The following is a 23,079-nucleotide window of genomic DNA, read 5'->3' as shown; positions in this document are numbered from 1 at the left end:
ACCGTAGAGGCCCGGGTCCGCGGTGTGATCCACGTCCACACTGCCAGGCTAACGCCGCACTCGCGGCATCCCCAGGCCGATCCACGAGATGATCTCCCGCTGGATCTCGTTGTTGCCGCCGCCGAAGGTGAAGATGACGGCCGACCGGTAGCCGCGCTCCAGTTCGCCGTGGAGCACCGCGCCCGCCGAGCCCTCCTTGAGGACACCCGCGACGGCGACGATCTCCATGAGCCAGGCGTACGCGTCGCGGCGGGCCTCGGACCCGTAGACCTTGACCGCGGAGGCGTCCTGGGGGGTGAGAGTGCCCTCCTGGACGGCGTTCACCATCTGCCAGTTGAGGAGTTTCATCGCGTCGAGCCTGGTGTGGGTGCGGGCGAGGTTCCGGCGCACCCAGGGGAGGTCGACGACACGGCGGCCGTCCGCGAGCTTGGTCTCCATGGCCCAGCGCTGGACGTCGTGCAGGGCGCGGATGGCCATGGTGCCGTGGGCGGCGAGGGTGACGCGCTCGTGGTTGAGCTGGTTGGTGATCAGCCGCCAGCCCTTGTTCTCCTCGCCGACGCGGCGGGAGGCGGGAACGCGGATGTTCTCGTAGTAGCTGGCGGTGGTGTCGTGCGAGGCGAGGGTGTTGATGATCGTGCAGGAGTAGCCGGGCTCGGTGGTCGGCACGAGGAGCATGGTGATGCCCTTGTGCGGCGGCGCGGCGGGGTCGGTGCGGACGGCGAGCCAGACCCAGTCGGCGGTGTCGCCGTTCGTCGTCCAGATCTTCTGCCCGTCGACCGTGTAGTGGCCGGTGTCCTCGTCGCCCTCCCGGACCGCCCTCGTCTTCAGGGCGGCCAGGTCCGTGCCCGCGTCCGGCTCGCTGTAGCCGATGGCGAAGTCGATCTCGCCGGAGAGGATCTTCGGGAGGAAGTACGCCTTCTGCTCGTCCGTGCCGAACCGCATGATCGTCGGTCCGACCGTGTTCAGCGCCATCAGCGGCAGAGGTGCGCCCGCCTGGGCGGCCTCGTCGAAGAAGATGAACTGTTCCATCGGCGACAGCCCGCGCCCGCCGAACTCCTTCGGCCACCCCACCCCGAGCCAGCCGTCGGAGCCGAGGCGGCGGATGGTGTCCCGGTAGAAGCGCTTCTGTGCCGCCGGGTCGTCGTAGCGGGCGTGCACGTCGTCCGGGACGAGTTCGTTGAAGTAGGCGCGCAGTTCGGTGCGCAACCGCTGCTGCTCCGGCGTGTATTCGAGATGCACGGCGCCTCCCTGGTTCCCCTGGCCCGCTGTCGGCGGCCACCCGGACCTGACGGCGCACACCGTAGAACGTGTTCCAGAAATTGGGAATGCCAAATCGGGAATGCCGATGACGCGCCCGGGTCGCGTACGGGCGACACGCGTCGCCGCGACAGGGCGGGCGGGGCGGATCAGCGCAGCAGGGTGAGGAATTCCGAGCAGGCACGCGCGCAGTCCCGGCAGGACCGGGCGCCCTCCTCGGATCCCGGGCTGCGGTCGAAGACGTGGGCGGTCTCGAGGCAGACGGCACGGCACCACTCGACCTGCGCGCGCATCGAGTCCTCGGACTGCGTCTCCTGTTCGGCCAGCACGCGGCATGTCGCGTCGCAGACCTCCGCGCACAGGATGCCCTTGCGCCGCAGCAGTTGTTGATCCTCGGGACCGTCGAGGTCGGCGAGGCTCGCTCGCAGGGCGCACACCCGGGCGCAGTCGGTACAGGCCTGCGCACAGGCGAACCGATCCTCGAGGAAACGGACGAGTTCCTGTAGCTCTGTCACTGACACGTGGTCCGGGTAGCCGGACACCGCCCCGCCAAACCATGGGCGTACGGGACTTCACCGCGGGTCGGCCCGGGGCGAGGGCGGGCGCGCGACACACACAGGACACCCCCGGCACAGCAGAGCCGCAAGTGACTGAGCGTGTCGAAGTTATTGACGTGGCCACAGCCGCGCCCTACGTTCTGACCGCTTTACCGAACCATGTTCGACATATCGACCAGTTGGGGTGGTGCGCACGCCCCTGTCCATGACGCCGTTCGCCGGTAGGCAGCACGTGAGGGCAGTCGGGCGGACGACGAGGCACCTCGGTTCCCGGGACGGACGACCCTGGTGCCCACGGGTCCGGCGCCACCAGCACGACACGAACGGCACGACGGCACGAACGCAGGAACGCAGGAACGCAGGAACGCAGGAAGCACCAGCAAGGAGAGCCGCACATGATGACGCCAGACAGATCCGCCGGACCCGCTGCCGCCTCGGACGCGACCGGCGCGTACCGGACCTTCGCGCCCTCGCGCCGGAGTCTGCTGCGGGCGATGGCCGCGCTGCCGGCCTCGGCCCTCGTCATGGGCGGGGTGCCGGGCCTGCTCGGTACCGCCTCGGCGGCCGCGCCGCCCAGCGGCTCGGCCACCCGCTACACCATCGTGCCGTTCCTCAACAGCAACGACGGCACCGTGAACGTCTACCAGTCGGACGACGCGACGGACTTCCGCCTCGCCAGGGCGTCCGCGTACACGCCGCCCGCCAACCGGATCCGCGACGCCAGCATCTTCAAGCACACCGATGGCTACTACTACATCACCTACACCACGCACACCTGGCAGGACACCAGCACCACCATCGGCTTCGCCCGCAGCTCGGACCGCACCAACTGGACGTTCCTGTACGACTACACGGTCCCCATCGCGAACCTGTCGCGCGCCTGGGCGCCGGAGTGGTTCGTCGACAGCGACGGCAGCGTGAACATCCTCGTGTCCTGCTCGACCACCAACGACGAGTGGATCTTCACACCGTACCGACTGCGGGCCACCAACTCGGCGCTCACCGCGTGGACTTCCCCGGTCGCGATGTCCGGCATCGGCGCCAACCACATCGACACGTTCGTGGTGAAGACCGGCTCGACCTACCACGCCTTCACGAAGAACGAGACCTCGAAGTACATCGAGTACGCCACGGCCACCTCGCTCGCCGGCCCGTACACCATCAGCAGGACGGGCAACTGGGCCGGCTGGGGCAGCACACGCGAGGGCGCCGCGCTCATACAGCTCGACAACGGCGCATGGCGGATCTTCTTCGACGGCTACGGCGACGGCAGCTACTACTACAGCGACAGCTACGACTCCTTCGCCACCTGGAGCGCTCCGCGGGCGCTGCCGGGCATCTCCGGCACCGCGCGCCACTTCACCGTGATCAAGGAGACGGTCTCCGGCGGGGTCTCCCTGCCGACCGGGGTCACGCGCTCGCTCCGGTCGGGCAACTTCACCACCCGCTACTGGCAGGACCAGTCCGCCCTGCTCAACCTTCCCGTGGTGACCGCCTCCAGCACGACCGCGGAGAAGCAGGCGTCCACGTTCACCATCGTGCCGGGCCTCGCCGACGGGAACGGCTACTCGTTCCGCAACGCGGCCGGCAACTACCTGCGCCACTGGGACTTCCGGGGCCGTTTCGACGCGAACAACGGCTCGTCCACGTTCGCCAGGGACGCCACCTTCATCGCCCGGACGGGCAGTTCGTCCGGGTCCGTGCGCCTGGAGTCGTACAACTACCCCGGCCACTACCTGCGCCACTACAACTACCAGCTCCGCGTGGACCGTGCGGACGCCACCGACCTCTTCCGCCAGGACAGTTCGTTCGTCGTCGCCACCGCCTGGGCCTGACACGCAGGCGCCCGGCGGCCGGGCGAACCCCGAGCAAGGAGGGAGTTCGTCCGGCCGCCGGGGCCACGGCTCACCTGTAGGTGATGTCCGAGGTGGCGTACTTGCAGTTGGTGCTGTCGGGTCCGGTACCCACCGCCGTGTTGTTGTTGTACTTCTGGCAGGGAACGACCTTGCGGCTCGCGTCGCTGCGGATCGTGATGTTGCGCAGCGTCGCCACGTCGTTGCGGTTGACGTTGATGCCGACGATCCTCGCCGTGGAGCCGGTCCCGGTCACGTCGATGGTGTTGAGGTTCACCTTCCGCGTGTACGAGGTGGAGCAGTCCCCGCAGGAGCGGTAGAGCGTCTTGAACTCCTGTACCGCGAAGTTCGAGATGTTCAGTGTGCCACCGCCGTTGTGCTGGAAGACCTTGTCCGCGGCCTTCTTCGCGCCTCCGCCACTCACGGTGTAGGTGGCGCCGTTGCCGCCCTTGAAGGTGGCGGCGTCCTCGCCGACGTCCTCCCACCAGACGTTCTGCAGGGTGCAGCTGCCCGAGCAGTGGATGCCGTCGGCGCCCGGAGCCCCGATGATGACGTTCTTCAGCACCGCTCCGTCGGCGAGCTTCAGGATCGGGTCCTGGCCCTCCTCCTGGCCGTCACCGGCCAGATCTCCGGTGCCGTAGAAGCGCTTCATCCCGTAGTCCTTGGTGCCGGACACGTCGATGGTGGCGGAGACGCCCTGACTGCTGGAGGGTGTCGGCCAGGTGGCGGCATTCGCCGCAGGAAGCGTAAGACCCGTCATGATCATGCCAACTGTGAGACCGAGGGCGCCGAGGCCGCCGGTCAGTGTCTGCCGCGCGGGATTGCGCAGACGTTGCCGCGTCCGCGGCTGTGCCTGAGAAGTCATGTCCCGTTTCCTTCTCTCCTGGTGGGGGTTCAGCGGCTCCCGGCAGTACCGGCGGCCACTGGTGGGGGTCAGAGCTTTCCGGCGCCCGCTCCGGACGCCACCGAGCCGACGACCGGCGATGCCGGTTCGAAGGAGTGGCCGCAGCACTTGGCACAGAGCCCGCCGCCGGTGCATCCCGAGGACGAACCGACGCCCAGGACCGTGGCGTTGGAGCCACTGCCGGCCCGCCCGGTGAGCGGGACCGGACCACTGGCCCCGACCGCTTCGACCGTGACGCCGGTGACCGCCGCCTCGAACGCGGCGAGCGTGGACACCGTCACCACATTCGCGCCGCCACCGCCCGTGGCGCCGCCGCCGAAACCGATGGGGGAGGCTTCGGCGGCGCCCGCGGACCGCGACAGGGCCACGGCGGTGGGGATCGCGCGGGCGGATGCCACGACCGTGGACACGACCAGTCTCCTGGGGTGTGTACCTGGGGGGCGAGTACGCATGCGGGTGCGTCCCTTCGAGAGCGTTCCATTCTTCAGATACGTGAACTACGTACGTCATTTGGATCGCCCTGCGAGTGTGGCGCCTCTCCGTGCGGCTCCTGACGGCATCCTGAGAAGTGCACGTTCCCAGGCCATACCGCCTCCGGCATCTGGCATCTCATATACGAGACGCCGACGCCGGGTCACGCTGCTGAACGGGAACGTAAGGGGCAAGCGCTTTCTAGTCAACGCTTCGCGCAGAACACGTCCGTGTCGGCTCCCTCATCCGGCACGGACCGGCACCTCAGCGGCATGGTCATCTCCAGGGCCCGCGGGGACCCGCCGCCCGGATCCCGCGAACAGCCGCGCGGCAACTCCTCGACCCGCCGGGCCGCGCGGATCCTCCGGCCTGGAGTCGGTCACGCGGCCGACGGTTCACGGAGCTGACCGAAGCCCTGCGAGGGCGAGCCGCGCGGCCGCGGCCCGCCGCCGGCTTCCCGGGGCGGGAGGCGCCCCCGGCACCGGGCCCGGGCGTCGAGGTTCCGTCGGCCTGTCAGGCCGTACCCGGGCCGTGGGGCGTACCGATACCGGCCCGGGTTGTAATGGAGGCCGGAAACCGATCTTCGGGAGTGCCCATGGCGTCCGTCCGGCCCAGGCTGCTGTTCGTGACCGACCTGGCCTATCAGGCCAAGGGACGCCGGTACTGCGACGAGGACATCTTCCTGACCTCCCGGCTCCGCGCGGACTTCGACATCGCGCTGTGCCATCCGCTCGACGCCACCGCGTTGATGGACGCCTTGGCCGTCGACGCGATCGTGGTCCGCAACAGCGGACCCGTCCTGCGGTACCAGGCCGCGTACGACGACTTCCGCGACCGGGCGCTCCGGCGGGGCGCCCGGGTCTGCACCCAGCTGACGGGCAAGGGGGACCAGGCCGGAAAGCAGTACCTTCTCGACCTGACCGCGCAAGGCTTTCCCGTGATCCCGACCGTCGACCGGCCGGAGGACCTCGGGCTGCTCCCGGACGCGGCCGAGTACGTCGTGAAACCGACATTCGGCGCGGACTCGACAGGCCTGGAGTTCGTCCCCCGTGAGCGGTTGAGAACCCAGCAGTACGACGCCGGCCCCGGCATGCTCGTCCAGCCGCGGATCGACTTCCGGTACGAGGTGTCGTTCTACTACGTCGACCACAGCTTCCAGTACGCCCTGTACGCACCCCGCCCCGACCGGCGCTGGGCCCTCGAACGCTACGAACCCACGGCTGCCGACCTGGACTTCGCCGGACGTTTCATCGACTGGAACGACATCGACCACGGCATCCAGCGAGTCGACGCCTGCCGTGCCCCGGACGGCGGGCTGCTGCTGGTCGAGCTGGAGGACCTCAACCCCTATCTGTCCCTGGACCTCCTCGACGACGGGACCCGTGACGCCTTCGTGGCGAGTCTGACGGCGTCGCTGCACCGCCTGCTCGGCCGGCCGTGATCTCCCGCCACCGCACGGCAGCAAAGGTGCGACCCGCGCGTCCGGGACGTCGGTACACGTGACCATTCGGCGTCACAGGACTGATACTGCCCAGAGCAGGCTGCCAGTCTCACCAGGAGGTACCCATGAAGATGCTCATCAACGTCGCGGAGACGGTTGTCGCGGACGCACTGCGGGGCATGGCCGCCGCGCATCCTGAGCTGACCGTGGATGTCGAGAACCGGGTGATCGTACGGCGGGACGCCCCGGTGGCCGGAAAGGTGGGGCTCGTGTCGGGCGGTGGTTCGGGGCACGAGCCGCTGCACGGCGGGTTCGTGGGTCCCGGAATGCTGTCGGCGGCCTGTCCCGGAGAGGTGTTCACGAGCCCGGTGCCGGACCAGATGGTGCGGGCCGCGGCCGCCGTGGACAGCGGCGCCGGGGTGCTGTTCATCGTGAAGAACTACACCGGTGACGTCCTCAACTTCGACATGGCGGCGGAACTCGCCGAGGACGAGGGCATCCAGATCGCCAAGATCCTCGTCGACGACGACGTGGCCGTCACGGACAGCCTCTACACGGCCGGCCGGCGCGGCACCGGCGCCACACTGTTCGTGGAGAAGATCGCGGGCGCCGCCGCCGAGGAGGGCCTGCCGTTGGAGCGGGTCGAGGCGCTGGCCCGCCAGGTCAACGAGAACTCGCGCAGTTTCGGTGTCGCCCTCAGCGCCTGCACCACACCCGCCAAGGGCAGCCCTACCTTCGATCTGCCCGCCGGGGAGCTGGAGTTGGGTGTGGGGATCCACGGTGAGCCGGGCCGGGAACGGCGGGCGATGATGACCTCGCGGGAGATCGCCGACTTCTCGGTGAACGCGATCCTGGAGGACCTGAATCCGCGCAACCCCGTCCTGGTCCTGGTGAACGGCATGGGCGCCACTCCCCTGTTGGAGCTGTACGGCTTCAACGCGGAGGTACAGCGGGTCCTGACCGGCCGCGGGGTCCCGGTGGCACGCACCCTCGTCGGCAACTACGTCACCTCGCTCGACATGGCCGGGGCCTCGGTGACCCTGTGTCAGATCGACGAGGACCTGCTGCGGCTGTGGGACGCGCCGGTGCGTACGGCAGGTCTGCGCTGGGGCATGTAGGGCCCGGCCTCCTCCTGTCCCGCCCGACCGGTCCCGTCAGAGCGACTGGTCAACACCCTTACCACGCAAGGAGATTCAGTGCTCGACGCCGACTTCTTCCGCCGTTGGATGACGGCGACCGCCGCGTCCGTGGAACGCGAGGCGGAACGGCTCACCGACCTCGACTCACCGATCGGCGACGCCGACCACGGCAGCAATCTGCAGCGCGGGTTCCGGGCCGTGGCGGCCACGCTGGAGAAGGAGGCGCCGGGCACACCCGGCGCCGTACTGACGCTCGCCGGACGCCAGTTGATCTCGACGGTGGGCGGTGCCTCGGGACCGTTGTACGGAACCCTGCTGCGCCGCACGGGCAAGGCGCTCGGCGACGCGGCCGAGGTCGGCGCGCAGGACCTCGCGGACGCGCTGCGCGCCGGCGTGGATGCGGTGATGCAGCTCGGCGGCGCGGCGCCCGGTGACAAGACGATGGTCGACGCGCTCGTGCCGGCGGTCGACGCCCTCAGTGAGTCCTTCGCCGCCTCGCGGGCCGCCGCGCAGGAGGGCGCTCTCGCGACCACTCCGTTGCAGGCACGCAAGGGACGGGCGAGCTACCTGGGCGAGCGCAGCATCGGGCACCAGGATCCGGGTGCCACCTCCTCGGCCCTCCTGATCGCGGCACTGGCGGAGGCGGCCGGTGAGTGACGTCGTGGGTGGCACGCCAAAGGCGGCGGAGCAGGGCGGCGAGAAGCTCGTGGGTGTCGTTCTCGTGTCGCACAGCGCAGCGGTGGCCGCCTCGGTCGCCGAGCTGGCGACCGGGCTCGCGGGTGGCGGTCCGATCGCTCCGGTGGCGCCGGCGGGCGGTGACGGGGACGGCGGCCTCGGCACCAGCTCCGAGCTGATCTCCGCCGCGGCGGCCTCGGTGGACCGCGGCGCCGGGGTCGCGGTGCTCACCGACCTCGGCAGCGCGGTCCTCACCGTGAAGGCCCTGCTGGCCGAGGGCGACGAACTCCCCGCGGACACCCGTCTGGTGGACGCGCCGTTCGTCGAGGGCGCGGTCGCGGCGGTCGTCACGGCCTCCGCGGGAGCGGACCTGGCGGCGGTGGAAGCGGCCGCGGCGGAGGCGTACACGTACCGGAAGGTGTGACGCGGGCGGGCGGCCCGGGCCGCCCGGGCCTCAGTTCCGGCGGACGAACTGCCGGGCGAGCCGCTCCCCCTGGGCGGCGGCCGCCCGGCGGCTCTCGATGGGCGAGGCGCCGGAGCCCTTGAACAGGATGTATGTGACCCCGGAGGCCACTCCGCCGCCCTGCGGATCGGGGCGGATGCCCAGACCCCGCGCCGTGGCGTACGACGCCTCGCCGATGATGTCGTCGGGGCCGACGTCGCCCACGACCGCGTACCGGACGCGGTCGCCGTGGACGACGGCGGCGACCGTGCCGCGCCGGACGCCGTGGGCGCGGTGGTTCCACCGGCGACTCGGTGCGGGCACGACGACGTACGGCAGCCGCTCGGCGCTCAGCTGGCGCCCGTCGGACTGCTGGTAGGCGGTGGCGCCGGAGAAGAGGGGGTCGGTGCGCCTGTTGCAGTGCCGGCCCGGCCGGCCGTCGCAGTCGATGTCCATGTCGGCCTTCCAGAAGACGGCGCCCCGCTTGCCGCAGACCGGGATGTCCGCGGGTGCCCCGTCGTCGCTGCGGAAGCGGCCCCGTGAGACGGGCGCGCAGTCGCGTACCGCGGCCAGGAGTTCCTCGGCCCGGACGTGCCCTGTACCCGGGGCGCCCCCCGCACCAGGGGTTTTCCCCGCGGCCGTGGTTTTCCCCGCGGCCGTGGTTTTCCCCGCGGCCGTGGTTTTCCCCGCGGCCAGGGTGTTCCCCGCGCCCGGGAGGCTCTGCCCCGGAGCGCTTCCCGGGCCTCGGACGGTCTCCTCGCCCGGCGGGTTCCCTCTGTCCCGAACGCCCGCCGGATTCCGCGCGCTTGCCTCACCACGGGCGTTCTCCTCAGCCGGAGTGTGCCCGGCGCGCTCGCGCACGGCCTCGGGCAGCGGGGCGGCCGCGGGAACGATGGGGGCGAGCAGGGCGACGCCGGCCACGGCCAGCGTCAGCGACCGGACACGCACGATGAGAGACCTCTCCTGGGGCGGGCACTGACGGACACTCAGCCCAATCTGGTGGGGGTCCGGCCATGCGTCCACCGCTGGGGGGCCGTACGGTGCACGCCCGATGACGGTCCGTCTACGGCCGGGCGGCCGGAGCGTCATCGGCTCCGACCACCCGGCCACCCTCGCCGGCACGGGATCAGCGACGACAGCGTTCCGCGCCGACGGCATGAACTCCCCTATAGCGAGGGCGAGTTCGGCTGCCAGGAGGATCAGCATACGTAATGCGCGGTCGACATCGCGAACGGCGGCCCCCTTGATGCGACCGCACCAGCGGCGTCATATTGGTCCGGACCAATCCCGTCGAGGGAGGGCAGGGCTGTGCGACGCGTATGCATGCGAACCGCCGTTGTCGGCGGCGCGCTGCTCACACTGGTGTCCTGCGGCTGGGGCGGGCAGAGCACGGGTGTGAGCGGACGGCCACCGGCGGCTCCCGACGGTGTCACCGCGGCGGCGGGCAGTGCGACCAGCGTGCACGTCATGTGGAACCGGGCCTCCGGAGATTCCGAGGTCGACCGCTATGAGGTGTACCGCGGCGCCACCAAAGTGAAGGAAGTACCTGGTTCGCAGCACATGGTCGACGTCACCAGGCTCAAGCCGTCGACCGTGTACGTCTTCTCCGTACGGGCGCAGGACGCCGACGGAAGGCTCGGGCGGGCGAGCGAGCGGGTACGGGCCACCACACCCGCCGTGACCGCCGCCGACGAGCGGGCACCCGGCCGACCGGAGAATCTCCGCGGCAAGGCGGCCGGAAGCCGGGCGGCTCAGCTGTCCTGGACCCGGTCCGCCGACGACGGGGGCGTGGCCTCGTACGACGTCTACCAGGGCGACACGAAGATCCACAGTGTCGGCGGTGCGCAGACGGCGACCTTGGTGACCGGGCTGCGGCCTGGTACGCGCTACTCCTTCACGGTCCGGGCGCGCGACGCCGCGGACAACGTCTCGCCCGCGAGCGAGACCGTACCGGTCACCACCGCGGCGGCTTCCGGCGGAAACGACGCGGCCGGCGGCACGGGGCTGGCACCCACCGCGTTCCGCGCCACGACCCACCGCACGGACGGGGCGCACTACCTCGACCTGTCGTGGACCGCGCCCCACGTGGACGGGGTGATCACGGAGTACCAGATCCAGCTCGACCGGCAGCCGGTCACCTCGCTCGTCTGGGGCGGGACACCGCCCCGCGGCAGGGCCACGTACAGCTTCTACGTGGGAAGGAAGGCCGGCGTCACCCAGCGGGTGCGGATCCGGGCGAAGCTGCCGGACGGGACCTGGGGCGCCTTCTCGGCGGAGCGGACGGTGACGACCATAGGCGGAGCCTAGGATTGCCTCCATGCCCCATAGGGAGCCCGATGGCACCGTGCCGGCCGCGCCGCTCGATCTCTCGCTGCTGCGGACCTTCCTTGCCGTGTACCGGGCGGGCTCGTTCACGGCGGCGGCCCGTCTGCTGGGGCTGTCGCAGCCGACGGTGACGACGCAGATCCGGTCCCTGGAGGACCGGCTGGGGCGGGAGCTGTTCGAGCGGCGGCCCCGCGGTGTGGTGTCGACCTCGGTCGCGGACGAACTGGCCGCGCGGGTCGCGGCCCCGCTGGACGTGCTCGCGACGGTCACGGACCGCGGCGGTTTCGGGGCCGGCCCGGTGCCCGAGCCGGTCCATGTGGCGGGTCCGGCGGAACTGCTGTGCACCCGGGCGCTGCCCGCCCTGGCCCCGCTCACCTCGCAGGGCGTCCGGCTGCGGGTGGCCACCGGGCTGACGGACGACCTGCTGGAAGGGCTGCGCGGCGGCCGCTTCGACCTGGTGATCGCCACGTCACGGCCGCGCGGCCGGACCCTGAGCGCGGTCCCGCTGGCGGACGAGGAGTTCGTTCTCGTCGCCGCGCCTGCGTGGGCCGAGCGGATCGGGCCGGACCGGGTGGCCGCGGACGGGCCCGCCGCGCTGCACGGAGCGCCGCTGATCTCGTACGCGGAGGACCTACCCATCGCCCGGCGCTACTGGCGGCACGTCTTCGGCGTACGGCTGAGCGGTCCGGCCGCGATCACGGTGCCGGATCTGCGGGGTGTCCTCGCGGCGGTGGCCGCGGGCGCCGGGATCTCCGTCCTCCCCCGGTATCTGTGCCTCGCCGAGCTGGCCTCCGGCGCACTGGTCCCGCTGCTGACCCCCGAGGACCCGCCGATCAACACCGCGTATCTGGCGCAACGCCCGGGCGGGTCGGACAACCCCCATGTCGCGCTCGTGCGGGAGCGCCTGCTGGCGGTCGGCCGCACCTGGTGAGCGCCCGGCGGAGAACCGCGGGCATCTTCGGGTGACGCCCCTGCGGAGGTCGGCCGGACGAAGGAATCATTCACCTGCACGGTCCCGGCCCGCGTGCGGAACCCGTGGCCGTCGCGTTGGCTCGGGCCGAAGGCAGCACGGGCGTTCCCCACCCTCGGCGGCTCATGGGATGTACCGCCACCGTGCCGCCGGAGGGCAGTCCTATGCGTATCACTCAGACATTCGTCCGCTCCGGCCTGACCGTGGCGGCCGCCGCGCTGCCACTGGCCCTGACCGCCGGCGTGGCCTCCGCGCTGCCAACGGCCATCAACGTGACCACCAGTGGCACGACAGTGCAGGTGACGACCACCTCGTGCGTCACCAGGTCCAATGGATCGATGGGGAACGCCTCACTGCTCTCCAGCGGCCAGGCGAACTTCGCGCAGGGCCGCCAGGCCGCCCTGTCGGGGACCAGCAGCAGTCAGTCGGCTGCCTGGTCGAACGTCAGCTCGGGCACCTACACCGTGATCGTCGTGTGTGCCGACGGTTCGACGGCGGGCACCCAGTCCGTCACCGTCTCGCCGGTCACGACACCCACGATCTCCGCGACGGCGTCACCGTCGCGTGGGGTGATGGGCGGCATGGGCAGCACCACGAAGGACTACGGAGCCATCACCTACACGGTGGGCGGGGTCCTGGTGGCGGCCGGTGCCGGAGCCACGGTCTGGGTGCTGCGCCGGCGCGCCAAGCCGCACCGGCTGTGAACGCGGCGGTGGTCCAGCCCCCGGCCGAGGCCGGACGCCGGACCACCGCCGAACACCACGGGCTCTGAGCCGTCGTACGGTGCTGATCAGGACGCGGAGCCCTCGGCCGGCAGCCGCTCGAACTCCTCCAGCGCGGTCGTCAGCCAGCCCGTCCAGAAGGTCTCCAGGTCGATCCCGGCACGCAGCACGAGGTGCTGGAGCCGGTCCGGGAGAGCGTCCTTGCCCGGCGGGAAGTCCCGCGCCTGGATCTCCTCGTACTCCGCCAACTGCCGTCGGTGCAGATCGAGATGGCGGCGCAGATCCGCCTCGATCCCCGCGGTGCCGACCACCGCCGCCGCCCTCAGCCGCAGCAGCAGTGTGTCGCGCAGGGGCTTGGGGTCCTGGGACGCGGCGGTCCAGCGGGCCAGTTCTGCGCGGCCCGCGGGCAGGACCTCGTACCGCTTCTTCTGCCCGCGGGCCGGCTGCTGCGACGCGAGGGCCCTGATGGAGCCCTCCGCCTCCAGTTTTCCCAGCTCGCGATAGATCTGCTGATGCGTCGCCGACCAGAAGTAGCCGATCGACTTGTCGAAGCGACGGGTCAGCTCCAGCCCCGACGACGGCTTCTCCAGCAGGGCGGTGAGGATGGCGTGCGGGAGTGACATGGAGTCATCCTAGGGACGGGGCCGAGGCCGGTCACAGCGCCGCTGCCAGCTCTGTGCCCTGCTTGATGGCCCGCTTGGCGTCCAGTTCGGCCGCCACGTCGGCGCCGCCGATGAGGTGCACGCTGTGTCCCGCGGCGCGCAGGGCGTCGTACAGGTCACGGCGGGGCTCCTGGCCCGTGCAGAGCACGATGGTGTCGACGGGGAGGACGGAGCTCTGTCCGTCGACGGTGACGTGCAGCCCGGCGTCGTCGATGCGGTCGTACCGCACCCCCGGGACCATGGTGACGCCCCGGTGCTTGAGTTCGGTGCGGTGGATCCAGCCGGTGGTCTTGCCCAGCCCGGCGCCGACCTTGGACTCCTTGCGCTGCAGGAGATGGACGCTGCGCGGCGGCGCCGGCCGCTCGGGGGCGCCGAGGCCGCCGGGCGCCCGGTAGTCCATGTCGACGCCCCAGTGCCGGAAGTACGTCGCCGGGTCCTCGCTCGCCTTGTCGCCACTGTCGGTCAGGTATTCGGCGACATCGAAGCCGATGCCGCCCGCGCCGAGGATCGCGACCCGGTCCCCGACGGGTGCGCCGTCACGCAGCACGTCGAGATAGCCGACGACGCTGGGATGGTCCACGCCGGGGATCTCCGGAGTACGCGGGCTGACCCCCGTGGCGACGACGACCTCTTCGTAGGCGGACACGTCCTCGGCGGTGACCCGGGTGTTCAACCGGACGTCCACGCCGTGCAGTTCGAGCTGCGTGCGGAAGTAGCGGATCGTCTCGTCGAACTCCTGCTTGCCGGGGACCTGGCGGGCCACGTTGAGCTGGCCGCCGATCTCCCGCGCCGCGTCGTACAGGGTGACGTCGTGGCCGCGCTCGGCGGCACTGACCGCACAGGCGAGGCCGGCCGGGCCCGCGCCGACCACGGCGACCCTCTTGCGCCGGCGGGTCGGGGCGAGGACGAGCTCCGTCTCGTGGCAGGCGCGCGGGTTCACCAGGCACGACGTGATCCTGCCGCTGAACGTGTGGTCGAGGCAGGCCTGGTTGCAGCCGATGCAGGTGTTGATGGCCTCGGGCCGCCCGGCCCGCGCCTTGTTGACGAAGTCGGGGTCGGCGAGCATCGGCCGGGCCATCGACACCATGTCGGCGCACCCCTCGGCGAGCAACTGCTCCGCCAGCTCGGGGGTGTTGATGCGGTTCGTCGTCACGAGCGGGACCGACACGGAGCCCATGACCTTCTTGGTCACCCACGCGTACGCCCCGCGCGGCACCGAGGTGGCGATGGTCGGGATCCGCGCCTCGTGCCAGCCGATGCCGGTGTTGATGATGGTCGCCCCGGCGGCCTCGACGGCCCGGGCCAGGGTGATCACCTCGTCGAGCGAGGAGCCGCCCGGGACCAGGTCCAGCATCGACAGCCGGTAGATGATGATGAAGTCCTCGCCGACCGCCTCGCGCACCCGGCGGACGATCTCGACGGGGAACCGCATGCGGTTCTCGTACGAGCCGCCCCACCGGTCGTCGCGCTTGTTCGTGCGCGCGGCGATGAACTCGTTGATCAGATAGCCCTCGGAGCCCATGATCTCCACCCCGTCGTAGCCCGCGCGCCTGGCGAGGCGGGCGGCCCGGGCGTAGTCGTCGATGGTCTGCTCGACCTCGTCGTCCGTGAGGGCGTGCGGCTGGTAGAGGCTGATCGGCGCCTGGATCGCGCTCGGCGCGACCAGGTCCGGGTGGTAGGCGTAGCGGCCGAAGTGGAGGATCTGCATCGCGATCCGTCCGCCCTCGCGGTGCACCGCGGCGGTGATCCCGGCGTGCTGCTCGGCCTCCGCCTCGGTGGTCAGCTTGGCGCCGCCCTCTCCCGGCCGTCCCGCCTCGTTGGGGGCGATGCCGCCGGTCACGATGAGGCCGACTCCGCCGCGCGCCCGGGCCGCGTAGAACTCCGCCATGCGCTCGAAGCCCCGCTCGGCCTCTTCCAGACCGACGTGCATGGAGCCCATCAGCACGCGGTTCGGCAGTGTGGTGAAGCCCAGGTCGAGCGGGTTCAGCAGGTGCGGGTATCGGCTCATCGGGCCCCTCCGTACGCGGTGTCGTCGTCCTTGTTCTAGACGACCGCCGACCCTTTATGCAACTAGTTGCAAAAGAATGGAGGGCCCGTGTGACGAGGAACTCAGCGCCGCGCCACTCCCGACGCCGCGGGCCGAACCCGGTCGGCCCGCGACGTCGGAACCGCACCCCTCAGGGAGCCCTCGTGCCGACGACGACGTTCGCGCACAACTCGTCGGAGACCTCCAGGCGAGGGACCAGACCGGCATCGGCGAAGACGTCGAGGGCCCGGTCCGCCTGCCGCTCGCTCGTCTCGACGAGCAGGCTGCCGCCGGGCGCCAGCCACCGGGGCGCCTCGGCGGCCACGCGGCGCAGGACGTCGAGCCCGTCGCCTCCCCCGTCGAGCGCGACGAGGGGCTCGTGGTCCCGGGCTTCCGGCGGCAGGAACTCCACCTCCCCGGTGGGGACGTACGGCACGTTGGCGGCGAGGATGCCGACCCGCCCGCGGAGGCCGGGCGGCAACGGTGCGTAGAGGTCGCCCTCGTGGACACGGCCGCGCGCGCCGACGTTCCGGCGGGCGCAGCGCACGGCGGCGGGGTCGATGTCGACGGCGTGCAGTTCGGTACCGGGGAGGTATGCGGCGAGCGCGGCGCCCACCGCGCCCGAGCCGCAGCACAGGTCCACGACGACCTGGGACCCGGATGCGAGCACGAGGGCCTGCCGGACCAGGAACTCGGTACGTCTGCGGGGCACGAAGACGCCGGGCTCCACCGCGATCCGCAGACCGCTGAACTCCGCCCAGCCCAGGACGTGTTCGAGAGGCAGGCCCGCGACGCGGCGGTCCACCATGGTGGCGAGCTCGACCGGGGTGCGGGCCGTGGAGAGGATCAGTCGCGCCTCGTCCTCGGCGAAGACGCAGCCCGCGGACCGGAGCGCGGTGATGACATGTGCGTGGGAAGGTGGCATGGAAGCCGGGGGCCTTTCGGGAAGCCGAAGGGCGCCCTCCAGGTCACCTGATGCCGGTGAGGTCCTGAGGCGAGAGCACCCGCGCTGACACAGCGGTGATGGGACTCACCTCCTCGGTCGTCCACGGCTGGGGCGGTCCTCAGCCGGACGGCAACATTACACGGCCGCCACCTTCGGCCGGGCGTGGACCCCGAACGGCACCACCGCGCTCCCGAAGCTCCTCTAGTTGCCTAATACAACTACTGGTTGTAATCTACACCTAGAAGAGAAGGGAAGATCCCGTGACCGCAGCCGACGTGGCCATCGAAACCATTCACCACGAGATGACGGCCTTCGCCCGCCGCGCCCGGGCCTCGGCGGGACGACTGCACCCCGAACTGTCCCTCGTCTCGTACACGCTTCTCGGCCATCTGGAGGAGAGCGGCGGCTGCCGCGCCACCGACCTGGCCGCGCACTACGCGCTCGACAAGTCCACGGTGAGCCGGCAGGTGTCGGCCCTCGAAGCGGCCGAACTGGTCGAGCGGCGCTCCGACCCGCAGGACCAGCGCGTCCAGGTACTGCACCTCACACCGGCCGGCAGGGAGATCCTCGCCCAGGTGACCGCGAGCCGCCGGGTCGCCTTCCGTGAGCGGCTCGCGGGCTGGCCCGAGGACGACCTGCGGCAGTTCGCGGGATATCTGCGGCGGTACAACGCGTCGGGCGGCGGACCGGCCGTGACCGCCCTCACGAACGACTGAGGCGTCTCGCCCCGCGTTCCGCCACGGACGGTCCGGTAGAGCCCGTCCTCCCGTCCTCCCGTACCGCCGGGCCGTCAGCCGGCCACCACCGCCCGGCCGTCCTCCAGCCGCTCCGGCACCCGCGCCGCCAGGAACCTCGTCCTGCGCCGCAGCCGGAAGCCCAGCGACTCGTAGAGCCGGACGGCGCCGGTGTTGCCCGCCCCGGTGTGCAGGAACGGGGTCTCGCCCCGGGCGCGTATGCCGTGGGCGACCGCCAGGGTCAGCCGCGTGGCCAGGCCCTCGCCACGGAAGCCGGGGTCGGTGCAGACCGCGCTGATCTCGGTCCACCCAGGCGGGTGCAGCCGCTCCCCCGCCATGGCGACCAGGGCGCCCTCCCGGCGTATCCCGAGATACGTGCCGAGCTCGACCGTACGCGGCAGGAAGGGGCCCGGTGCCGTGCGTTCCACGAGGGCGAGCATCTCCGGGACGTCGGCGGGGCCCAGCCGGACGGCCTCCGGGTCCGGCACGGCGGCCAGGCCTCCGTCCACGAACTGCACGCCGTCCACCCGGAACGTCACGTCCCAGCCTGCCGGGATCTCGCCGCGGAAGCCGGGCAGCGCGATCTCCTGCCCGGGACCCGCCAGCGCCGCGACGTCCGCCCAGTCGTCGGGGCCGGGGTCGTCGGGCAGGGCCAGCCAGGGCGACACGTCGACGGGGTAGCGCAGCACGCGTCCACGGCGTTCCGCGAAGTGGGCGTGCGGGCCGGTCAGCGAGGCCCGTGCGGGATGGTCCAGCGGGTGGGACACGCCACTCATGCGGCGACCTCGATCACGACCTTGCCGCGGGCGTGGCCCTCCTCGACGGTACGCAGCGCCTCGGCGGCCTGTTCGAGAGGGAACGTCCGCGTCACCAGGGGGTCCAGCCTGCCGTCGACGACGAGACGGGCCACCTCGTCGAGCACCGCGGCGCTGCGGGCCCGTACGACGGGTGAGCCGCCGAGGCCCACCACGATGTCCTTGCCGCCCGCGGTGATCAGCTTCGTCCGGTCCGTCACCAGCGCGGCCGCGGCTTCCAGGACCTCACCGCCGACCAGGTCGTACACGGCGTCCACGCCGTCCGGCGCCACCGCCCTGACGTCCTCGGCGAAGTCCCGGCCCGACGGCACGTGCACCGCGCCGAGCGACTCGACCAGGTCCTTCTTGCCCGCGCTCGCCACACCGATGACGTTCAGTCCGTCGGCGCGGGCGATCTGGGCGACCGCGACGCCCACACCGCCACCCGCGCCCGTGACCAGCAGGGTCGCGCCGGCCGGCAGGGCCAGCTGACGCACCCCGTCGTAGGCGGTGGCCGCCGCCACGGGCAGGGCGGCGGCGTCGGTGAACGAGACCGAGGCGGGCTTGTGGGCCGTGACCGTCACCGGGAACAGCGCGTACTGGGCGTATCCGCCGGCGACGGGGTTGCCGAAGACCGCGTCCCCGACCGTGAACTCCGTGACGCCCTCCCCGACCTCCTCGACGACGCCCGCGGCCTCGTTGCCGAAGACGGCGGGCAGCTCACGCCGCTGCTGGCCGGGCCGCTGGTAGCCGGTGCGCTGCTTCCAGTCGACGGGATTGACGCCCGCCGCCCGAACCGCGACCAGCAGCTGGCCGGGCCCGGGGCTCGGCCGGTCCTGCTCGACCAGGGACTCGGTCTCCGGACCGCCGTACTGGGTGAAGACGTACGCCTTGGGCATCGCTCTGTCACTCTCCTTCACGCCGATGTGGGCACGGGTGCGGTGGCACTCTCCAGCAGCAAGGATGATCGCGCGCACCGCTATTCCCGGTACCGCCGAGTGTTCATACGGCCGCAACGCTCCCGGGGCGGGGCTCCCGGCCGGGCCCGGTACCGTGGAGGACGTACGCAACGATCAAGGGCCGCCGTCCGGACGGCCTGGAGGCACCACTCGATGAACGTGACCCGAGGCTTCGCCGGGCGTCCGCGTGTCCGCAACGACGGGCTGCCGCCCGGCCAGTACGACGCAGGCGACGACTGGCCCGTCCTGTCCGCGGAGGTCACGCCGGAGCTGGCGCCCGCGGAGTGGACGTTCACCGTCGATGGGCTCGTCGCCGAGCCGCGCACCTGGACCTGGGACGAGGCGCACGCGCTGCCGCCGTCCGCCTACGAGGGCGACATCCACTGCGTGACGAGCTGGTCCAAGTTCGGGGTGCGCTTCTCGGGTGTGTCGCTCGACGCGTTCCTCGGCCCCGTCCGCCCGTCGGCGGAGGCCACCCACGCGGTCGCCTACTCGCACACCGGCTACACCACGAATCTGCCGCTCGCCGACCTGACGGGCGGGCGGGCCTGGATCGTCTGGGAGTACGGGGACGAACCGCTGCCGGCCGAGCACGGTGGCCCGGCGCGACTGCTCGTGCCGCACCTGTACTTCTGGAAGAGCGCCAAGTGGATCGCGGGCATCCGGCTCCTCGATCACGACGAGCCGGGTTTCTGGGAACAGAACGGCTACCACCATCGCGGCAACCCCTGGGAAGAGCAGCGCTACTCCGGTGACTGAGCCCCCCCTGCAACCGACGACCCCCGCGGCCACGGCGGCCACCACCCCCTCTGCGTCCACCGCGCCTTCGACGGTCGCGGCGGCCCCGCCGGGCTGGACGCCGCCGACCCGGTTCGCCGTGCCCGGCCGGATCGCCGTGAGCACCCGCGCCGCGGCCACCTGGCAGCGCGCCACACTCACCGAGATCCGCCGGGAGACCCCGTACGCGGCGACCTTCCGGTTCGCCGTGCCGGACTGGGCAGGCCATCTGCCCGGCCAGCACCTGATGCTGCGGCTGCGGGCACAGGACGGCTATGTCGCCCAGCGGCACTACTCGATCGCCTCGCCCCCCGACGACAGCGGGCACATCGAACTCACCCTCGACCACGTCGACGACGGTGAGGTCTCCGGCTGGTTCCACACGGTCGCCAAGCCCGGTGACGAGGTCGAGCTGCGCGGACCGCTCAGCGGCTTCTTCGCCTGGCCCGGCGACCGGCCCGCCCTGCTGATCGGCGCGGGTTCCGGTGTCGTACCGCTGATGTCGATGGTCCGCCACCATCGCGCGAGCGGCCTGACGGTGCCGCTGCGGCTGCTCGTGTCGGCGCGTGGCCCGGAGGAACTGATCTACGCGTCGGAGTACGGCCCCGAGACCACCACGGTGTTCACCCGCACCGCCCCGGAGGGTGTGGCCGTGGGCCGTGTGTCGGCCGCACATGTGGCGGGGCTCCTGGCCGATGGGCCCGATGGTGGCTGGGAAGCCTATGTGTGTGGCTCGAACGGGTTCGCCGAGCATGCCTCGCGGCTGCTGGTGGACGCGGGCCAGCCGGTCGACCGTATCCGGATCGAACGCTTCGGCTGATCGTTCCCGGACGCGTCCGGCGGCGTGGCCGCCCTCGGCCCCGGTGCACCACGACGACCGGGCGGACGGCGTGGTGCACCGGGGAGCATGCGGCAGGTGCGGCCGCCCCGAGCGGATGTTCCCGCCGTCAGCCGGACCAGGTCCACTCGGCGACCTCCGGCAGGTCGGTGCCGTGTTCGCGGATCCAGGCGTCGTGGCGGGTGCGCACGTCGGCCATCCGCTGGCGCACGGCAGCGGCCCGGACGGCGAGGCCCGGGACCCGGTCGATGACGTCCATCACCAGCCGGTACCGGTCGAGGTCGTTGCGGACGACCATGTCGAACGGGGTCGTGGTGGTGCCCGACTCCCGGTAGCCGCGCACATGGAGGTTGCCGTGGCCGGTGCGCCGGTAGGCCAGCCGGTGGATCAGCCAGGGATAGCCGTGGTAGGCGAAGACCACCGGCTTGTCCGCGGTGAAGAGGGCGTCGTACTCGGAGTCCGCCATGCCGTGCGGGTGTTCGCCCGGCGGCATCAGCCGGGCGATGTCGATGACGTTGACGACGCGGACGGCCAGGTCGGGCAAGTGGGTGCGGAGCAGCCCGGCCGCGGCGAGCACCTCCTGGGTGGGCACGTCGCCGGCGCAGGCGAGGACCACGTCCGGATCGCGCTCGCCGTTCTCCGTCCCGGCCCACTCCCAGATGCCCGCGCCCCGGGCGCAGTGGGCGCGGGCCTGTTCCATGGAGAGCCAGTCGAAGCAGGGCTGCTTCCCGGCGACGATCACGTTGACGTGGTCGCGGCTGCGCAGGACGTGGTCGGCCACGGACAGCAGTGTGTTGGCGTCCGGCGGCAGATAGACCCGGACGACCTCCGGGCTCTTGTTGAGGATGTGGTCGACGAACCCCGGGTCCTGGTGGGAGAAGCCGTTGTGGTCCTGGCGCCAGACGTGCGACGTCAGCAGGTAGTTGAGGGAGGCCAGCGGCGCCCGCCACGGCAATCCCCGTGATGTCTTCAGCCACTTGATGTGCTGGTTGACCATGGAGTCGACGATGTGCACGAACGCCTCATACGACGAGAACAGACCGTGTCGGCCGGTGAGGAGATAGCCCTCCAGCCAGCCCTGGCAGAGGTGTTCGGACAACACTTCCAGTACGCGTCCGTCGCGGGCCAGGTGCTCGTCGGTGTCGGTGACCGACGCCTGCCAGGCCTTGCCCGTCACCTCCAACAGCGCGCCCAGCCGGTTCGACTCGGTCTCGTCGGGGCCCACGACACGGAAGTCGCGCCGCTCCGCCGTGTCGGCCATGATCCGGGCGAGCAGGCCGCCGAGGACCCGGGTGGGTTCGTGCGTGCTCGTGCCGGGTTTGTCCACGGGGACGGCGAAGTCCTCCAGGCGCGGCAGGGGCAGGGAGCGCAGCAGCAGACCGCCGTTGGTGTGCGGGTTGGCGCCGAGGCGGCGGGCGCCCTCGGGCACGCAGTCGAGGACGAGACGGCTGGGACGGCCCTCGGCGTCGAACAGTTCCTCCGGACGGTACGAGCGCAGCCAGGCCTCCAACTGCCGCAGGTGCTCGGGGTTCTCGCGGACCCCGGCGAGCGGGACCTGGTGGGAGCGCCATGTTCCCTCGACGGGCTCCCCGTCGACCTCTGCGGGGCCGGTCCAGCCCTTCGGGGTCCGCAGGACGATCACGGGCCAGCGGGGGCGCTCGCTCTTCCTCCCCTTCCCGCCGCTCGTGCCGGTGCGGGCCTCCTGCTGAATACGGGCGATGCGGTCCAGCGCCTGGTCCATCGCCGTCGCGAGCTCCTGGTGGACGCGGCGGGGGTCGTCGCCGCCGACGTGCAGCGGGTCGTGGCCGTAGCCCCGCAGGAGTTCGTCGAGTTCGGCGCGCGGAATCCGGGCGAGCACGGTGGGGTTGGCGATCTTGTAGCCGTTGAGGTGCAGGACCGGCAGGACCGCGCCGTCGTGCACCGGGTCGAGGAACTTGTTGGAGTGCCAGGACCCCGCGAGGGGACCCGTCTCCGCCTCGCCGTCCCCGATCACGCAGGTGACCAGCAGGTTCGGGTTGTCGAAGGCCGCCCCGTACGCGTGGGCGAGCGAGTAGCCCAGCTCGCCGCCCTCATGGAGGGAGCCGGGAGTCTCGGGGGCGACGTGGCTCGGGACCCCGCCGGGAAAGGAGAACTGCCGGAACAGCCGCTCCATGCCGGAGGCGTCCCGGGTGATGTCCGGATACGTCTCGGTGTAGCTGCCCTCGAGCCAGGAGTTCGCGAGGACGGCGGGGCCGCCGTGGCCGGGCCCCCACACGCAGATCGTGTCGAGGCCGCGCTCGCTGACGACACGGTTGAGATGGGTGTGGACCAGGTTGAGGCCGGGCGAGGTGCCCCAGTGGCCGAGCAGCCGCGGCTTGATGTGCTCGGGTTTCAGGGGCTCGGTCAGCAACGGGTTGCCGAGCAGGTAGATCTGACCGACGGCCAGGTAGTTCGCGGCACGCCAGTGCGCGTCGAGCGCCGCCATGCGGTCCTTGGCCATGGTGAGGACTCCTGTTCCGAGGGATGGGGACACGAGTTCCACACAGGGCGCCGATCAGTCGTGAACGGGCGGGCCGTTCGCCCGTTCGTGGGCGGTGACGGCCGGCGG

The 23,079-nt window shown here is 71.6% G+C and carries 22 protein-coding genes; 11 read left to right on the top strand and 11 right to left on the bottom strand.

The genetic code is table 11. From position 1 onward, the window contains the following. Positions 1 to 48: 48 nt before the first annotated feature. Both O1Q96_RS18405 and O1Q96_RS18400 read right to left on the bottom strand, forming a co-directional pair. A complete protein-coding gene (locus O1Q96_RS18405; protein WP_269249225.1) occupies positions 49 to 1,239 on the bottom strand; it encodes an acyl-CoA dehydrogenase family protein in 1,191 nt (396 codons plus the stop codon). A 167-nt stretch (positions 1,240 to 1,406) separates the two neighbouring features. Beyond that, positions 1,407 to 1,778, bottom strand: coding sequence for a four-helix bundle copper-binding protein (locus tag O1Q96_RS18400; RefSeq protein WP_269249224.1), 372 nt, complete (start codon positions 1,776 to 1,778; stop codon positions 1,407 to 1,409). Between the two features lie 530 nt (positions 1,779 to 2,308). Between O1Q96_RS18400 and O1Q96_RS18395 the strand changes: the two genes are divergently transcribed. Further along, positions 2,309 to 3,649: an AbfB domain-containing protein gene (locus O1Q96_RS18395; protein ID WP_269253635.1), complete on the top strand. Its 1,341-nt coding sequence runs from the start codon at positions 2,309 to 2,311 to the stop codon at positions 3,647 to 3,649. Positions 3,650 to 3,719: 70 nt separating this feature from the next. Here O1Q96_RS18395 and O1Q96_RS18390 read toward each other — a convergent pair whose 3' ends face one another. Next, complete coding sequence (locus O1Q96_RS18390; protein WP_217457465.1) at positions 3,720 to 4,532, bottom strand: pectate lyase; 813 nt, start codon at positions 4,530 to 4,532, stop codon at positions 3,720 to 3,722. 68 nt (positions 4,533 to 4,600) lie between these two features. Beyond that, positions 4,601 to 4,981: a hypothetical protein gene (locus O1Q96_RS18385; RefSeq protein ID WP_269249223.1), complete on the bottom strand. Its 381-nt coding sequence runs from the start codon at positions 4,979 to 4,981 to the stop codon at positions 4,601 to 4,603. A 656-nt stretch (positions 4,982 to 5,637) separates the two neighbouring features. On the opposite strand from O1Q96_RS18385, the gene O1Q96_RS18380 reads away from it, so the two are divergent. From O1Q96_RS18380 to O1Q96_RS18365, 4 genes are all read left to right on the top strand, one after another. Beyond that, the gene (locus tag O1Q96_RS18380; protein ID WP_269249222.1) at positions 5,638 to 6,483 is read left to right on the top strand and encodes a hypothetical protein; all 846 of its coding nucleotides are present in this window, start codon (positions 5,638 to 5,640) and stop codon (positions 6,481 to 6,483) included. A gap of 125 nt (positions 6,484 to 6,608) precedes the next feature. Further along, positions 6,609 to 7,601: a dihydroxyacetone kinase subunit DhaK gene (gene dhaK, locus O1Q96_RS18375; RefSeq protein WP_269249221.1), complete on the top strand. Its 993-nt coding sequence runs from the start codon at positions 6,609 to 6,611 to the stop codon at positions 7,599 to 7,601. Between the two features lie 78 nt (positions 7,602 to 7,679). Then, positions 7,680 to 8,279 carry a dihydroxyacetone kinase subunit DhaL gene (dhaL, locus tag O1Q96_RS18370; protein ID WP_269249220.1) on the top strand — a complete coding sequence of 200 codons (600 nt, stop codon included), beginning with the start codon at positions 7,680 to 7,682 and terminating at the stop codon, positions 8,277 to 8,279. Then, positions 8,272 to 8,721 carry a PTS sugar transporter subunit IIA domain-containing protein gene (locus O1Q96_RS18365; RefSeq protein WP_269249219.1) on the top strand — a complete coding sequence of 150 codons (450 nt, stop codon included), beginning with the start codon at positions 8,272 to 8,274 and terminating at the stop codon, positions 8,719 to 8,721. Before dhaL ends, O1Q96_RS18365 begins: the two co-directional genes overlap by 8 nt. 30 nt (positions 8,722 to 8,751) lie before the next feature. Here O1Q96_RS18365 and O1Q96_RS18360 read toward each other — a convergent pair whose 3' ends face one another. Then, complete coding sequence (locus O1Q96_RS18360; protein WP_269249218.1) at positions 8,752 to 9,687, bottom strand: glycoside hydrolase family 75 protein; 936 nt, start codon at positions 9,685 to 9,687, stop codon at positions 8,752 to 8,754. Between the two features lie 375 nt (positions 9,688 to 10,062). On the opposite strand from O1Q96_RS18360, the gene O1Q96_RS18355 reads away from it, so the two are divergent. The 3 genes from O1Q96_RS18355 (at position 10,063) to O1Q96_RS18345 (ending at position 12,738) form a co-directional block, all read left to right on the top strand. Further along, positions 10,063 to 11,046, top strand: coding sequence for a fibronectin type III domain-containing protein (locus O1Q96_RS18355; RefSeq protein ID WP_269249217.1), 984 nt, complete (start codon positions 10,063 to 10,065; stop codon positions 11,044 to 11,046). 10 nt (positions 11,047 to 11,056) lie between these two features. Continuing rightward, positions 11,057 to 11,995 (top strand): LysR family transcriptional regulator, encoded by a 939-nt coding sequence (locus tag O1Q96_RS18350; RefSeq protein WP_269249216.1) that lies wholly within the window; start codon positions 11,057 to 11,059, stop codon positions 11,993 to 11,995. Between the two features lie 203 nt (positions 11,996 to 12,198). Next, positions 12,199 to 12,738 carry a hypothetical protein gene (locus O1Q96_RS18345; RefSeq protein ID WP_269249215.1) on the top strand — a complete coding sequence of 180 codons (540 nt, stop codon included), beginning with the start codon at positions 12,199 to 12,201 and terminating at the stop codon, positions 12,736 to 12,738. A gap of 86 nt (positions 12,739 to 12,824) precedes the next feature. On the opposite strand, the gene O1Q96_RS18340 is transcribed toward O1Q96_RS18345, so the two are convergent. The 3 genes from O1Q96_RS18340 to O1Q96_RS18330 form a co-directional block, all read right to left on the bottom strand. Next, positions 12,825 to 13,379, bottom strand: a complete 555-nt coding sequence (locus O1Q96_RS18340) for a PadR family transcriptional regulator (RefSeq protein ID WP_269249214.1) — start codon at positions 13,377 to 13,379, stop codon at positions 12,825 to 12,827. A gap of 31 nt (positions 13,380 to 13,410) precedes the next feature. After that, positions 13,411 to 15,426: an NADPH-dependent 2,4-dienoyl-CoA reductase gene (locus O1Q96_RS18335; protein WP_269249213.1), complete on the bottom strand. Its 2,016-nt coding sequence runs from the start codon at positions 15,424 to 15,426 to the stop codon at positions 13,411 to 13,413. Between the two features lie 169 nt (positions 15,427 to 15,595). Then, a complete protein-coding gene (locus O1Q96_RS18330) occupies positions 15,596 to 16,369 on the bottom strand; it encodes a putative protein N(5)-glutamine methyltransferase (RefSeq protein WP_269249212.1) in 774 nt (257 codons plus the stop codon). Positions 16,370 to 16,650: 281 nt separating this feature from the next. On the opposite strand from O1Q96_RS18330, the gene O1Q96_RS18325 reads away from it, so the two are divergent. Further along, entirely contained in the window at positions 16,651 to 17,106 is a 456-nt protein-coding gene (locus tag O1Q96_RS18325; RefSeq protein ID WP_269249211.1) for a MarR family winged helix-turn-helix transcriptional regulator, read from the top strand. A gap of 74 nt (positions 17,107 to 17,180) precedes the next feature. Here O1Q96_RS18325 and O1Q96_RS18320 read toward each other — a convergent pair whose 3' ends face one another. Both O1Q96_RS18320 and O1Q96_RS18315 read right to left on the bottom strand, forming a co-directional pair. Continuing rightward, on the bottom strand, positions 17,181 to 17,900 hold the full coding sequence (locus O1Q96_RS18320; RefSeq protein WP_269249210.1) for a GNAT family N-acetyltransferase: 720 nt from the start codon (positions 17,898 to 17,900) through the stop codon (positions 17,181 to 17,183). Continuing rightward, positions 17,897 to 18,817 (bottom strand): NADP-dependent oxidoreductase, encoded by a 921-nt coding sequence (locus O1Q96_RS18315; RefSeq protein WP_269249209.1) that lies wholly within the window; start codon positions 18,815 to 18,817, stop codon positions 17,897 to 17,899. The genes O1Q96_RS18320 and O1Q96_RS18315 overlap by 4 nt, the downstream gene beginning before the upstream one ends. Before the next feature lie 213 nt (positions 18,818 to 19,030). On the opposite strand from O1Q96_RS18315, the gene O1Q96_RS18310 reads away from it, so the two are divergent. Next, positions 19,031 to 19,636, top strand: a complete 606-nt coding sequence (locus O1Q96_RS18310) for a sulfite oxidase-like oxidoreductase (protein WP_269249208.1) — start codon at positions 19,031 to 19,033, stop codon at positions 19,634 to 19,636. Between the two features lie 118 nt (positions 19,637 to 19,754). Then, positions 19,755 to 20,474: a ferredoxin reductase gene (locus O1Q96_RS18305; RefSeq protein WP_269253634.1), complete on the top strand. Its 720-nt coding sequence runs from the start codon at positions 19,755 to 19,757 to the stop codon at positions 20,472 to 20,474. A gap of 127 nt (positions 20,475 to 20,601) precedes the next feature. Here O1Q96_RS18305 and O1Q96_RS18300 read toward each other — a convergent pair whose 3' ends face one another. Next, positions 20,602 to 22,971: a phosphoketolase family protein gene (locus tag O1Q96_RS18300; protein ID WP_269249207.1), complete on the bottom strand. Its 2,370-nt coding sequence runs from the start codon at positions 22,969 to 22,971 to the stop codon at positions 20,602 to 20,604. Between the last annotated feature and the right edge of the window lie 108 nt (positions 22,972 to 23,079).

Source organism: Streptomyces aurantiacus, assembly GCF_027107535.1.
Taxonomy (GTDB): domain Bacteria; phylum Actinomycetota; class Actinomycetes; order Streptomycetales; family Streptomycetaceae; genus Streptomyces.
This window is presented reverse-complemented; position numbering and strand designations above follow the sequence as displayed.

Coding starts and splice junctions, on each gene's coding strand:
- O1Q96_RS18395 (WP_269253635.1), top strand. CDS start 2,309: ATGGCCGCGCTGCCGGCCTCGGCCCTCGTCATGGGCGGGGTGCCGGGC.
- O1Q96_RS18390 (WP_217457465.1), bottom strand. CDS start 4,532: ATGACTTCTCAGGCACAGCCGCGGACGCGGCAACGTCTGCGCAATCCC.
- O1Q96_RS18380 (WP_269249222.1), top strand. CDS start 5,638: ATGGCGTCCGTCCGGCCCAGGCTGCTGTTCGTGACCGACCTGGCCTAT.
- dhaK (WP_269249221.1), top strand. CDS start 6,609: ATGAAGATGCTCATCAACGTCGCGGAGACGGTTGTCGCGGACGCACTG.
- O1Q96_RS18355 (WP_269249217.1), top strand. CDS start 10,063: ATGCGAACCGCCGTTGTCGGCGGCGCGCTGCTCACACTGGTGTCCTGC.
- O1Q96_RS18350 (WP_269249216.1), top strand. CDS start 11,057: ATGCCCCATAGGGAGCCCGATGGCACCGTGCCGGCCGCGCCGCTCGAT.
- O1Q96_RS18345 (WP_269249215.1), top strand. CDS start 12,199: ATGCGTATCACTCAGACATTCGTCCGCTCCGGCCTGACCGTGGCGGCC.
- O1Q96_RS18340 (WP_269249214.1), bottom strand. CDS start 13,379: ATGTCACTCCCGCACGCCATCCTCACCGCCCTGCTGGAGAAGCCGTCG.
- O1Q96_RS18335 (WP_269249213.1), bottom strand. CDS start 15,426: ATGAGCCGATACCCGCACCTGCTGAACCCGCTCGACCTGGGCTTCACC.
- O1Q96_RS18330 (WP_269249212.1), bottom strand. CDS start 16,369: ATGCCACCTTCCCACGCACATGTCATCACCGCGCTCCGGTCCGCGGGC.
- O1Q96_RS18320 (WP_269249210.1), bottom strand. CDS start 17,900: ATGAGTGGCGTGTCCCACCCGCTGGACCATCCCGCACGGGCCTCGCTG.
- O1Q96_RS18315 (WP_269249209.1), bottom strand. CDS start 18,817: ATGCCCAAGGCGTACGTCTTCACCCAGTACGGCGGTCCGGAGACCGAG.
- O1Q96_RS18310 (WP_269249208.1), top strand. CDS start 19,031: ATGAACGTGACCCGAGGCTTCGCCGGGCGTCCGCGTGTCCGCAACGAC.
- O1Q96_RS18300 (WP_269249207.1), bottom strand. CDS start 22,971: ATGGCCAAGGACCGCATGGCGGCGCTCGACGCGCACTGGCGTGCCGCG.